The 13,252-nt window shown below is 35.4% G+C and carries 13 protein-coding genes and 1 pseudogene; 3 read left to right on the top strand and 11 right to left on the bottom strand.

The annotated features are described in order from the left end of the window. Positions 1-496 (bottom strand): protein kinase family protein (locus tag RTL21_RS18735; RefSeq protein WP_483870171.1); only part of this gene is annotated, 496 nt, incomplete at its 3' end. Between the two features lie 228 nt (positions 497-724). Then, entirely contained in the window at positions 725-1,882 is a 1,158-nt protein-coding gene (gene spoVID, locus RTL21_RS18730) for a stage VI sporulation protein D (RefSeq protein ID WP_312098058.1), read from the bottom strand. 297 nt (positions 1,883-2,179) lie between these two features. Here spoVID and RTL21_RS18725 point away from each other — a divergent pair, with 297 nt between their 5' ends. Together RTL21_RS18725 and RTL21_RS18720 are read left to right on the top strand one after the other, a co-directional pair. Then, positions 2,180-2,929, top strand: coding sequence for a polysaccharide deacetylase family protein (locus RTL21_RS18725; protein WP_312098056.1), 750 nt, complete (start codon positions 2,180-2,182; stop codon positions 2,927-2,929). Between the two features lie 10 nt (positions 2,930-2,939). Continuing rightward, positions 2,940-3,905 carry an ABC transporter substrate-binding protein gene (locus RTL21_RS18720; RefSeq protein ID WP_312098054.1) on the top strand — a complete coding sequence of 322 codons (966 nt, stop codon included), beginning with the start codon at positions 2,940-2,942 and terminating at the stop codon, positions 3,903-3,905. Positions 3,906-3,937: 32 nt separating this feature from the next. On the opposite strand, the gene RTL21_RS18715 is transcribed toward RTL21_RS18720, so the two are convergent. The 8 genes from RTL21_RS18715 to hemA form a co-directional block, all read right to left on the bottom strand. After that, positions 3,938-4,690 (bottom strand): ABC transporter permease, encoded by a 753-nt coding sequence (locus RTL21_RS18715; protein WP_312098052.1) that lies wholly within the window; start codon positions 4,688-4,690, stop codon positions 3,938-3,940. After that, a complete protein-coding gene (locus RTL21_RS18710) occupies positions 4,687-5,430 on the bottom strand; it encodes an ABC transporter ATP-binding protein (RefSeq protein ID WP_312098050.1) in 744 nt (247 codons plus the stop codon). The genes RTL21_RS18715 and RTL21_RS18710 overlap by 4 nt, the downstream gene beginning before the upstream one ends. Before the next feature lie 225 nt (positions 5,431-5,655). After that, positions 5,656-6,945, bottom strand: coding sequence for a glutamate-1-semialdehyde 2,1-aminomutase (hemL, locus tag RTL21_RS18705; RefSeq protein WP_312098049.1), 1,290 nt, complete (start codon positions 6,943-6,945; stop codon positions 5,656-5,658). Between the two features lie 16 nt (positions 6,946-6,961). Beyond that, a complete protein-coding gene (gene hemB / locus RTL21_RS18700; RefSeq protein WP_312098047.1) occupies positions 6,962-7,936 on the bottom strand; it encodes a porphobilinogen synthase in 975 nt (324 codons plus the stop codon). A 16-nt stretch (positions 7,937-7,952) separates the two neighbouring features. Further along, the gene (locus tag RTL21_RS18695; RefSeq protein WP_312098046.1) at positions 7,953-8,717 is read right to left on the bottom strand and encodes a uroporphyrinogen-III synthase; all 765 of its coding nucleotides are present in this window, start codon (positions 8,715-8,717) and stop codon (positions 7,953-7,955) included. Then, positions 8,710-9,645 (bottom strand): hydroxymethylbilane synthase, encoded by a 936-nt coding sequence (gene hemC, locus RTL21_RS18690; protein WP_312098044.1) that lies wholly within the window; start codon positions 9,643-9,645, stop codon positions 8,710-8,712. The genes RTL21_RS18695 and hemC overlap by 8 nt, the downstream gene beginning before the upstream one ends. A gap of 40 nt (positions 9,646-9,685) precedes the next feature. After that, positions 9,686-10,510 carry a cytochrome C assembly family protein gene (locus RTL21_RS18685; protein WP_312098043.1) on the bottom strand — a complete coding sequence of 275 codons (825 nt, stop codon included), beginning with the start codon at positions 10,508-10,510 and terminating at the stop codon, positions 9,686-9,688. A gap of 209 nt (positions 10,511-10,719) precedes the next feature. Beyond that, positions 10,720-12,069 carry a glutamyl-tRNA reductase gene (hemA, locus tag RTL21_RS18680; protein WP_312098042.1) on the bottom strand — a complete coding sequence of 450 codons (1,350 nt, stop codon included), beginning with the start codon at positions 12,067-12,069 and terminating at the stop codon, positions 10,720-10,722. Positions 12,070-12,440: 371 nt separating this feature from the next. Between hemA and RTL21_RS18675 the strand changes: the two genes are divergently transcribed. Then, a complete protein-coding gene (locus RTL21_RS18675) occupies positions 12,441-12,929 on the top strand; it encodes a LiaI-LiaF-like domain-containing protein (protein WP_312098040.1) in 489 nt (162 codons plus the stop codon). Between the two features lie 191 nt (positions 12,930-13,120). Here RTL21_RS18675 and RTL21_RS18670 read toward each other — a convergent pair. Beyond that, positions 13,121-13,252: pseudogene (locus RTL21_RS18670) on the bottom strand (YihA family ribosome biogenesis GTP-binding protein); the annotation flags it as partial.

The following is a 13,252-nucleotide window of genomic DNA, read 5'->3' as shown; positions in this document are numbered from 1 at the left end:
CAAATGGAGACATATACTCTTTGTTTTCACATTGCTCAATAAAACCATCTAATAACTCTTGTTCTTTCTCAAGATCTAATTGTGTATTTTCAAAATGCTCTTGTCGATCTTCCTTCTCAATTTTCACTTCTTTAGAAGTTAAAAGATGAAGTCTTGCAAGCTCTCGAAACATTTGCTGATGCTTCTTGAAATACGTTTCTCTTTCCTCATTTGGTAGCCAAGGCATCAAGTAATACAATTGATTGTCATAAAGAATTGCATATCTGCCATCCACTGCTGGATAAATGGGCACAATTCGGTTATACCCTTTTTGATAAAGCATTCGTATATGACGAGTGAAATCAGCCCCATTATGGGGATCAATTCGTTTTAATGCAAAGGTGCCTTTATTACTGTATATTTTGGCGACTTTGCCAAACTCTTCAACAAAATTCGGCTCTACTGCGTATGCTTTTAAAATTGGTGTATACTTCTTTAAGATATTTTTTTCATTCATATCCGCCCACACTTTCTTATAAAGTGAAACTGCCATCTTCTCCTATGTTTACAGATGGTTAGTTGAAAAATCGGGCATTCACCATTGCAGCAAAATAGGATGCTGCCAAATTCTAATCATACTTTCCAACTCTCTGACACTTTTATCGATTTTCCCCCTCGAAAAATGGTTGAAAAAGCAAAAGAAAACAGTCAAACAGGAAAGCCCCTGCCTGCCTGTTTGTTATTCTTATTTTTCTATAAAGTCGCCTGGAATATATAAAACTTGCCCTTCATAAACATCTTGATTTGCTTCCATTCTGTTTTCTTTCAGCAAAGTATGAATGTTTACATTATAACGATTACTTAATTTTTCTAATGTGTCGCCTTGCTGGACAATGCAAACCTTTACTTTCGTATGCTTTTCCTCTTCCTTTCTAGCAAAAAACTCTGTGAAGGTAAGAGACTTTGTTTTACTGAATAAGCCTTTTTTCTTTTTTGGTTCTTCATTGGGAGAAGATGATGATTCTTCTAATTCTTCCTCTTCAAGGACAACCTCTTCTTGCTTTACCTCAGACGAAGATTCCTGTTGTGGTTTTTTAAAAACTTCTTCAGCAGAATAGACACTCTCTTCACTGCGGAATAAAGATACCTTTATCTCAGGCTCTGCAGATAGAACCTCTTCTTCTTGAGACACTTCAGAAAAATAAGGTACGTTGGCATTTTCATTCGTACCCCAATCATCCTCTTCTTCTTTTGACTTTCTAACCTCAAGCTCGAATGGCGAAAACAAGTCATCCTCTGCTCCCTTTTCAGCTCGTTGTTCCTCTAATAACGGACTGATATTTTGGAATGGATTAACGGCTATTTCAATTGGCTCTTCTATTGGATCATTAACACCATCATCTGCTTCCAATGAACTGCGCCATGCTATTTCTAATTCTTCTTCAGCTTCCTCTTCTGCCTCATTCTCCTCTTCTTCAGAAGCTAAGCCTGAAATAGTTAAGTCCGCTGTTAAATTCAAACAGCTTCTTTCTGGAAAGACATAATCAAAAGTATCGATTTCAATTTCAACATCTTCCATACTTGTCACTCTTGCAAGGGGAATCGTAATATCTACAGGAAAATGGTGTAAAAATTCACATACCCCTTCCTCTCTTTCCATAACAGAATGAATTAATTTAGGAGCCTTAAATGCCTCCTCTTCTTCCGGATCCCCCTCATTATAGCGCTTGTATTCACCACTTAACTCTAATGAGCCTTGAATGATAATATGCTGATCGTTCTCTTGGATTGTTATATTGGGATCAAGTGAAATGGAAAGTAGATCTGCTACTTCCTGTCCTTTTTGAAACCAAACTGACTCTTCCAGCGAAAACCGTAAAATTGACGAATTTTCTTGAGACAAAGCGACTCCTCCTCTCATTCCTTTCACGTATATATCACTATTGTCTTTAAAAACTTATGATTGTCTGTAACACTTTATGAATATTTCTTTCATTTGTTTGCCTTAAGAGGAATGAATTTTAAAAGAATCTAGTCAAAAAAACTCATTTTTCTGAATTCATACACCAAATTGTTAAAACTATTTGCTTTTCCTGCCTTTTTTTCCACATAAGGTCTTATATAATAAAAGAGATTTTGTAAGATAACATAATGAATTAAATTGGAAATGTAGACCATTTTCATCAAAGGAGGTTTTATAATGGCTTTTTCTGTGCTAATGTATCACGAAATAAGAATAGAGGAAGATTTCCAAGCATTCGAACAGCATCCAATCGATGTAAAACAGGAATATAACGACTTCTTGCCTTCCCCACTTTTCATTACGCTAGAAAAATTCGAACAACAAATGGAGTATCTATTTAACAATGATTTTCACGCTTTAACCTTGGATGAAGTTAAAGCCTATTACGAAGGAATTTCCTTACCAGAAAGATCTGTATTACTTACATTTGATGACTGCTTTCAATCTATAAAGGAATACGCCTATCCAATTCTGAAAAAATATCAATTTCATGCGGCTGCATTTGTTGTAACTGGATGGCTACATGATGTTACAAGTACGTTTAAAAAAGAAAAATCTGTCTGTCTATCTGTAAAGGATCTAGAAGAAATGACGGATGTTTTTGAATATGCAAATCACACACATTTGATGCATGTTCGCACAAGTAATTCTGAAAGCTTATTAATGACATCTAGTAAAGAAAATTTTGCTAATGATTTAGATGAATGCAATAAAAATTTGTTAATCAAACATAAAAACGTGTTTGCTTATCCATTTGGCCTATTCTTAGAATCCAATGTTACCACTTTGAAAGAAAAGGGATTTAAACTCGCCTTTACTTGTGAAAATGGTCACAATGATAAGCAAACAAATCCTCTCTTACTAAAGAGAAATGCTATTCCTTATTTAATGGATTTAGAGACATTCAAAAAAATGGTGACAAACTAGGAGAAAAACGATGAAAAAAATTATAACACTATCATTATTACTATTAATTGTTTTATATACCGCTGCCTGCGGAAAGACTACCACAACAAAATCAGATAATATTAAAACCAACAACGCTGATAAACCATCAGGAGAAGAACTAGCCATTGGCATATTGCCAGCAGAATCAGCGATACCAATTATTTTGGCGAAGGAAAATGGCTTCTTCGATAAAGAAGGCGTAAATGTGTCTATAAAGGCATTTTCTGCTCCAACTGACCGAAATGTTGCCATTCAAGCAAATGAATTAGATGGTACAATTGCAGATGTAATGACAGCAGCAGCTTTTATGGAAAATGGAATAAAGATGAAGATTACTTCTGATATAAGTGAAGATTTTAAGATACTTTCCTCTCCAAATTCAGGAATTACAGAAATGAAAGAGTTAAATGGTAAAAATGTTTCACTGGTACCAAACTTTATCTTGGAATATATCATGGATGACTTCGCAGCTAAAGAAGATTTCGCATACAATATCGTTGAGATTCCTTCTTTTTCTGGTCGTGCAGAGGCACTTATTGCTGACAAAGTGGATGGAGTTGTCTTTACTGAACCACAGGCAAGTATGCTAGTTAGCCAAGGAGCCCACCTTTTAGGAAGCTCAACAGAAGCAAGCATCAAAGGAGGAACAATTCTTTTTTCAGAAGAAATGATTTCCTCTAAACCAGCAGATATCAAAGCGTTTTATAAAGCTTATAATGAAGCCATTGACTATATGAATACTACAAAAGCAGAAGAATACGGCGATATATTAACCAAATATCAGTTCCCTGATGCAATGAGCAAGTATTTATCCACAAAGGAAAGCTTTCCTTATGTAAATGTCGTTCCGCAGGATTCGTTTGATTCCATTGTTCAATGGACTAAAGATAAAGGACAAATCACAAAAATATATTCATATGAAGAGTTAACAGACTTCACTTTTTTACCAAATTAAATAAGAAGCTGGGACACGAACGTCCCAGCTTCTTATTTATTATTCCAAGGTGTAACTTTCGATTCTATCTTATCTAGTAAGATAAATAACAATAAGCCAATACATCCTAATGTTACAATTCCAGCAAACATTTCTTCGTAATTCATTTTTGTCCACGCACTAATAATATAATAGCCAACTCCATATGTTGTTGCATAATTTTCCGCAAAAAATAAGGTAGCTAAACTAATGCCTATACTGATTCTTATTCCAGTAAATAACGATGGAAGCACCGCTGGGAAAATCAAATAGATTAATTGCTGATAAATTGGGGCACGGAACCCCTGCATTACCATGTAGTAGCTTGACGGAATTTGCAGAACTCCATCTCTGACCGATAAAATAATTTGGAAAACAATAATCCAAATTATCAGCAGGATTTTCGACTGATTTCCAAGTCCATACAAAATCATAAATATGGGGAGAAATGCTACTTTCGGAATAGGATATATATAATATAAAAAAGGTGATAATAAGGTATTGATTCTCTTATTCTTCCCTAAAATAATTCCCAAAGGTATTCCTATTAAAAGAGAAATAAAAAGTGCAATCATAATTCTCCATAAACTAGCCCCTGAATGCAAGAGCAACATATATTTTTCATTCCAGATATACGTAACTGTTAAGTAAGGAGATGGAATGGTATGAGACTGTAGGAGAAAATAGACAAAATACCAAAAGAGACTGACACTTATAAAACCAACGATCAGTTGATTACCAATGATTTTCCGAATAATTCTCTTCATACTTGTACCGCCGCTAATTTTTTTCGAATTTCGATGCATGCTTGATAAAAGGATAAATTGTCTTTCGCTCTGTCTACTCCAAATAATGGATTGGCTAATGTCTCTATTTCACCATTTTCTTGCAACAATAAAATATATTGCCCAAGAAATACTGCCTCTTCTATATTATGTGTAACCAAAAGTAAGGTAGTTTGTCTTTGTTGAAGCTGCACCAATATCAATTGTTGAATTTGTTCTTTTGTCATTTCATCTAGTGTGGAAGTTGGTTCATCCATTAATAATAAATCAGGTTCATTAATAAGTGTTCTAGCTAATGCAACCCTTTGCTTTTGCCCCCCACTTAACTCTGCCGGATATTTATGCTCCAACCCATTTAATCCAACTTCTTTTATTAACGCGGTTACTCTTTCCTTTATTTCCTGACTAGTATGCCTTTTATTTAATTTTAACGGCATGGAAATAGCATCAAAAACCTTTAACCAAGGAAAAAGACCTAAGTCTTGAAACATAAATCCAATATCCTTTCTCGGATTTTGGATTTGTTTCCCTTTCATTTGAACCTCTCCTTCGGTTGTTTTCAATAAACCAGCCAATATATGAAGAAGCGTACTTTTCCCTACTCCTGACTTGCCGATTAATGCATATGAATGACTCTTTTCTAGTGTAAGATTAATCTTATTTAAGATTTGTTTGTTATCATACGTAAAACTAACTTGCTTCATTTGTACAAATGAATCCATAGAGCATCCCTTCTTGTCTTCTTGCTAGTTGCATCATACCATATTAAATCTCTTCATAAAGTGGCAAAAAATCGACAGTTCTATGTAAATCAAATAGACAAAATATAGCTCGTAATTTTTACAGTAACTACTTTTCATAAATACAGAATAAAAAAAAACGACAACCCATCTGAAATGAGTTGCCGGCTTTCGTTGACAATAGCCTAATTTTACATTTATATAGACTTACGCTTTCAACGTAGAAAAAGCCTGTTCTGCCGCACGAATAGTGTGCTCAATATCATCATCTGTTAATGCTGTTGACAAGAACATTCCTTCAAATTGAGATGGCGGCAGGAATACACCTTGCTCTAACATACTATTATAAAAGCTAGCAAAGTAATCAAGATTGGATGTTTTTGCACTTTCATAATCTTTGACGTCTTCATTTGTAAAGAAGAAACCAATCATAGAACCAGCGCGATTTACTGTAAACGGTATCTCATACTTGCTAGCTGCTAATTTCAAGCCTTCTTCCAAACGATCTGCTTTTCGGATAAACTCTTTATACGTATCTTTCGTTAATTGAGACAAGGTCTCATATCCTGCTGTCATCGCAAGTGGGTTACCGGATAATGTCCCAGCTTGATAAATAGGTCCACTTGGGGCAATTTGATTCATAATTTCCGCCTTACCACCATATGCGCCAACTGGTAAGCCTCCACCAATTACTTTTCCTAAACAAGTAATATCAGGTGTAACTCCAAAATAGCCTTGGGCACATCCATAGTCCACACGGAAGCCTGTCATAACTTCATCAAAAATAAGCAACGCACCATATTCTGTAGTAATATCACGTAAGCCTTGTAAAAATCCTGGTTTCGGTGGAACAACCCCCATATTTCCCGCAACTGGCTCGGCAATAATTGCCGCAATATCTTCTCCATACTTAGAGAATGCATATTTAATACTTTCTAAATCATTATAGGCTACGGTAATGGTATTTGCTGCAATCCCTTCTGGAACACCTGGGCTATCTGGTAAACCAAGAGTCGCTACCCCAGAACCAGCTTTAATAAGTAAGGAATCACCATGGCCATGGTAGCAGCCTTCAAATTTGAGGATTTTATTTCTGCCTGTATAGCCACGAGCTAAACGAATTGCACTCATGGTAGCTTCTGTACCAGATGAAACCATACGGATAATTTCAATGCTTGGAACTCTGTCTTTTACTAGTGCTGCAAGTTTATTTTCAATTAGAGTAGGTGCTCCAAAGCTAGTCCCTTTTTCAGCAACCTTTTTGATACCCTCTACTACTTGATCATCAGCATGTCCTAAAATAAGTGGCCCCCATGATAATACATAGTCAATATATTCATTGCCGTCAATATCATAAATTTTTGAACCCTTTCCTGCATCCATAAATACAGGGTTTCTTTTGACAGATTTAAATGCACGAACTGGGCTATTTACGCCACCTGGCATTAATTCTACTGCCTCTTTATACGCAGCTTCTGAGTTTTGATAGGAACGCATACAACTTTCTCCTCCCTTATTGTTCTTTTAGAAAGCGTGCTACATCTTTAGCAAAATACGTAATAATTAAATCGGCTCCTGCACGTTTCATACTAATCATTGTTTCCATAATAATTCTTTCTTCATCAATCCAGCCATTTTGCGCTGCCGCTTTAACCATGCTGTATTCTCCACTTACATTATAAGTTACAATCGGCAAATTCCATTCATTTTTCATGTCGCGAACAATATCTAAATATGGAAGACCAGGCTTTACAATAAGAAAATCGGCTCCTTCTGCTACATCACTTTCCGCTTCTCTAAATGCTTCAAGACGATTTGCAGGATCCATTTGATAGGCTTTACGGTCTCCAAATTGCGGTGTACTATCGGCTGCTTCTCGGAATGGACCATAAAAAGCAGATGCGTATTTTACACCATAGCTCATGATTGGGATGTCTAGAAAGCCTGCTTCATCCAAACCTTTTCTGATTGCCGCAACAAACCCATCCATCATATTGGAAGGTGCAATAATATCTGCCCCAGCAGCAGCTTGGCTAATAGCTGCTTTCACAAGCAATTCTAAGGACTCGTCATTTAATACTCGCCCTGCTTCGATTACTCCACAATGACCATGGCTAGTATACTCACATAAGCATGTATCCGCAATAACAACCATTTCTGGATAGTTTGCTTTGATAAACTTAATACCCTCTTGGACAATTCCATGATCATGAAAGGCTTGCGTTCCACATTCGTCTTTTTCCTTTGGAATCCCAAATAATAATACTGATTTGATCCCTAATGCATGAACTTCATCCATTTCTTCCTTCAAGCGGTCAATCGAATATTGATAAATCCCAGGCATGGAAGAAATCTCACTCTTTACATTTTCTTCTTCCGTAATGAACAACGGATAAATTAAATCATCAATATGTACATATGTCTCCCTTACTAATGCTCTCATATTTGCTGATTGTCTTAATCTACGATGACGTTTAAATTCAACCATGTATCTTACCCCCATATTAATTTGTTAAGTACTGCACTAAATGATTTAGAATGCTGTCTGTCGTATATGGATTTGCTGTAATCGTTACATGCATTCCATAGTTTTGCAATGTTTCTGTCGTGATCGGTCCAATGCTAATGACCATACAGCTTTCCAACTTCTCTACTAAATGATATTTTTTCATGATTTGCATAAAATGATGCGCTGTAGAGGAACTAGTAAAAAGCAATACATCTAAATCGCTCTTATTTACTTCTCCCACAAGTAGTTCTTCACTTTCAGTCGGTAAATATGTTTCATATAATATGGCTTCATCCACTTGAAACCCGGCCTCTTTCAATTCCTCTGCTAGATATTCTCTTGACCTATTTCCTTTTACAATCAGAATTTGCTGACCATTTTCAAGAATTGGCACAAACTCTTTTACAAACTGCTCAGCAACAAATACAGTAGGAATAAAATCGGCCTGAAAACCATATGAAGAAACAGCTGCGGTCGTTTTTTCGCCTATTACTGCGATTTTAGCAGTAACGGCAATATTCAACCTATTTATTTCTTCAAAAAAAGCCTCTACACCGTTGCGGCTCGTAAAGACTAGCCAATCATACGCTTGTTCTGTTAAAGAAACAAGCACTTCATCTGGAAGTTGTTTTTCTCGAAACGCAATTAATGGTACCTCAACAGGAATTCCTCCTAAATCAGTAATTCGCTTTGATAATACACTCGCTTGTTTTTTTGAGCGTGGCACGAGAATTTTTTTTCCTAGAAGCAGATTAGCCATCAATAATATTCTCCTCTTTTAACTGTTCAATCAATGCTTTCGCACCCTTTTCTGTTAAAATCGCTGCCGCTTTTTCCCCTACATCTACAGGATTTTTACCTGTCACTTCTTCTTTGTAAACCAGCTTTCCATCTGGTGAAATAACTAATGCAGTCAATGCCACTTCGTCGTCTTTTACTTGTGCAAATCCAGCGATTGGCACTTGGCAACCGCCTTCCATGCGCTGTAAAAATGCTCTTTCTGCATAAACAGTACGGGTCGTATCCTGGTTAGAAAGCTTGCTTAAAAGTTCTAACACTTCTTTATCATCTTCTCGACATTCAATGGCAAGTGCACCTTGACCAACTGCTGGCAAGCATACATCTGGCTCCAAAAATTCTGTGACTACATCACTTGTCCATCCCATTCTTGCTAATCCTGCAGCAGCTAATATAATCGCATCATATTCTTCTGTTTCTAGCTTGTTAAGACGGGTATCTATATTTCCGCGAATCCATTTGATTTCAAGGTCTGGTCTAACTGCAAGCAATTGTGCACCTCTACGTAAACTGCTTGTCCCAACAATCGCACCTTCTCTTAAATCTTTTAAAGGAATATGATTTTTACTAATTAAGGCATCTCGATAATCCTCACGCTCTGGAATACACCCAATTGTTAACCCCTTTGGAAGTTCAGCTGGCATATCTTTCATGCTGTGGACTGCAATATCAATTTCATTGTCTAGCATACTTTGTTCTATTTCTTTAACAAATAGTCCTTTACCTCCAACCTTGGATAAAGTAACATCTAGAACAACATCTCCTTTTGTCACAACTTCCTTCACTTCAAATTCAAAAGATGAATCCAATTTTTTAAGCTGATTAATTACCCAATTTGTTTGAGTAATGGCTAGCTTACTTTTTCTTGAACCAACAATTATTTTACGCATAAAAAGTACCTCCAACATTTATTCCGTTATGTAGCCTTTCTTAATAATGAAAGGTTGAAAAATTGCCTACTAAAAAGAAATTAATTAACATGATAAAAAAACTAGCAATATTTAAGAGGGCAACATTTTTCCCCCTTATTTTTTGTGATACACGTAAATACAAAAAGCTACTATAAACGATTAACACGATAAAGGAGCTGATAATTTTCGGATCATACCAAAGAAAGTCTGATCTTTGAATAATCGCCCATTGTACTCCGAGAATTAAGCCAATCAATAACAATGGTACACCAAAGACGCTTAATAGGTAAGATATATGTTCTAATTTAGCTAAATCCGCAATCCGCATTACTCGCTTTCCCCATTTTTTCTGTTTGAGTAAATCAAATTGTATGCAATAGAGGACAGAAAAAATAAAAGAGATTGTAAACATTCCATAAGCTAATAACGCTGCTGTCACATGAATAAACAGTAACTCAGATACAACCTGCTCTGCATGTATGAACATGGAATCACGTGCAGGAGCAAAGGTATGTATTGCCATAATAACAAATCCAAAGACATTGGTAAAAAACACAATAAAATCAATTTTTAGCCATTTATTTACTACTAGAGAAAAGGTAACCAATATCCAAGAATAAAAGTAAAGACCTTCCATGATTGTTAAAATTGGGAACCTTTCCATCTCTTTAATATAGATGATTAAAAATGATGATTGCAAAATCCAAACAAATAAAAGTAACCAGAAAGCTACTCGATTTGCTTTCTGGTTATTATGCATAAAATCAAAGAAATAAAACAGCACAGATAACGCATAAAGAATAATCGTAAATTCATGAAGTCTAGTCATAAAAATATCCTGCATACAAGCTTCCCCTTCGAGCAAAAAGATCCTAATAATAAGTTTACTTAAAACTTATTATGGCTCTTTATTTCTATAACCACACTTTTATTTTAACCTATGGACAGGAAAGTGAAACTATAATCTGGAGAGTTTTTTATCCACAGCTCACACAACACAAGAATCAAGCTTTCCGTTCAAAAGGAGTATATTCATTCAAGTAATTAGCATTATTACACTTGAATGGATGGCTGAGCGATTGGAGAAAATGCTTCCTTCTCGTCTCCCTTTGCTGTCTCTTTTAAATCATCGGCTGCATCTGCTTCTAAATTGAAAATCTTCATAAACAATTCCATGGAGCGGTCTGCATCAGGAAGAGCTGCTAACTCCTTTGCTTGAAGAATAGGATCCTTTAGCATCTGATTCACAATGCTCTTCGTATGCTTATTCAAAATCTTTCTTTCTCTATCACTTAAATGTGGGAGCTTTCTTTCAAGACTTTTCATCGTTTCACTTTGAATAGCAAGCGCCTTTTCACGAAGTGCAGAAATGACTGGCACCACGCCTAATAAGTGTAACCATTGATTGAACTCGATAATCTCTGCCTCTATCATTATCATAATCTTTTCTGCTTCTTTTTGGCGTTCTTGGAGATTTGCTTCCACAATACCTTCCAAATCGTCGATATCATAAAGAAATACACTCTCTAATTCAACAATTTCAGGATCTAAATCGCGTGGAACAGCAATATCAACCATGAATAACGGATTACCTTTACGGATTTTTTCAACTGCCTTCATCATCGCCTTCGTGATAACAAATGTGCTAGATCCAGTAGAACTTATGACGATATCTGCATCAATTAATGCACATTGTAGCTCATTCATTGGTTTTGCTTGACCTTCAAAACGATGTGCAAGCGTTTCGGCCTTCTCAAATGTGCGATTTATCACAGTTACGTTTTTTGCACCATTGCTATACAAATTTTGAATAGCAAGCTCGCCCATTTTTCCTGCACCTAATATGAGAACATTCTTATTTTGCAATGTACCAAATATTTTTTTAGCCAATTCTACTGCAGCATAACTTACAGACACAGCGTTCGCACCAATCTCTGTTTCTGTATGTGCTCTTTTTGCGAATGTAATAGCTTGCTTAAATAACTGATTAAACACCGAACCAGTAGACTGAATCGATTGACCTGTCAAAAAGCTAGAACGAATTTGTCCAAGAATCTGTGTTTCTCCGACAACCATAGAATTTAAACCACAAGTAACTTGGAATAAGTGATTTAAAGCTCCATCTTGTTCATACACAAATAAATAAGGAACAAATTCATCTTGTTCCAGCTGAAACCACTCTGCTAAAAATTGTTTAATATAATAACGACCAGTATGAATCTGATCGACCACTGCATATATTTCTGTACGATTGCACGTTGATATAATAACATTTTCTAATATACTTTTTTTATTTTGTAATTGATTCATAGCTTCCCCTATTCGCTCTGAATCAAATGTTAAACGTTCGCGAATTTCCACTGGGGCCGTTTTAAAATTTAGTCCGACAACTACTATATGCATTTATTTATTGCACCCCCAAAAGTAAGTAATTTCTAATCTAACTTCTAATAAAAAGACCTGTATAAAATCATTTATACTCAGATTAAATTATAATTATTATTAACATGTAGTTATTATAGCAAAATCATTTTAAAAATAGGTAACAATTCGCCTTATAAATGTGAACAAATTGTGAATTGACATAGTAAGATATAGTATTGATAATAGTAAAAGAATTATACTTACGTTATTTACTAGTATTAGTTTATACTTCTATTGCAAAATTAACTTAATAAAGCTATTTTTTTCGTACAATTTAGTACTTTACTCATTGTACAGTAACAAAAATCTTCTATGTATTCAAGCCTAGTTTTTTGGAAGTGGAGGAAATAATGAAAACACAAAAATGGTTCTCTGGTATCGTATTAATTGGTTTTGGATTTTATTTCATCTTAAAAGAATTTAATATTACTATTCTACCCAACCTCTATACTTGGCCAACCTTATTAATTATTATTGGGATTGCTTTTCTTTTTCAAGGGTATAGTGGGAAGGATTACGGTGTGATTTTACCTGGTGTCATTTTAACTGGTTTTGGCTTACATTTTCATTTAGTGGATAAGCTTGCTATATGGCCGGATCACACCGGAACTTTTATCTTAATAATCGCTCTTGGTTTTATTCTACAAAATCAGAAGATTGGTCAGGGAATGTTAAATGGTCTTCTTTTTCTATTGTTAGCTGTCCTTTTGCTTTTCTATCAAGAAATTCTTGGCTCGTTAACATTCTTAAAAATTAGTCCACATACTTTAAATAACCTGATACCTATTCTATTCATTGTAGTTGGTGGATATTATTTAGTTTCGAAAAAGAGGAAATAAGAGTGTAATACATAATACAAAGAGGCTTCAATCATACCCTGTAGTCTCGGAATCCCTTTACGCTTTCCGCAAGACGCATGTCGAGCCTTCTCGTGCCTGCTGGGGGTCCACATGTTGATTACTTAATATGTTAGATCAAAAAAACGACTCACTTTCCACTAACTTATGTTAGTAGAGGTGAGTCGTTTCTTTTATTTATTTGCTAGATGCTCTAGCAGGGACCAGACTTTGTCTTTTCCTTCTCCTGTTTCAGATGAGAAAAGAATTAAGTAATCGTCTGCGCTTAGTCCTAATGTTTCTTTCGTTACTTTTAAATGTTTTTG

The organism is Niallia sp., from assembly GCF_031978665.1.
Classification (GTDB): Bacteria; Bacillota; Bacilli; order Bacillales; family Cytobacillaceae; genus Niallia.
Note: the sequence above shows the minus strand (reverse complement) of the source record. Positions and strands in the feature narration are given on the sequence as shown.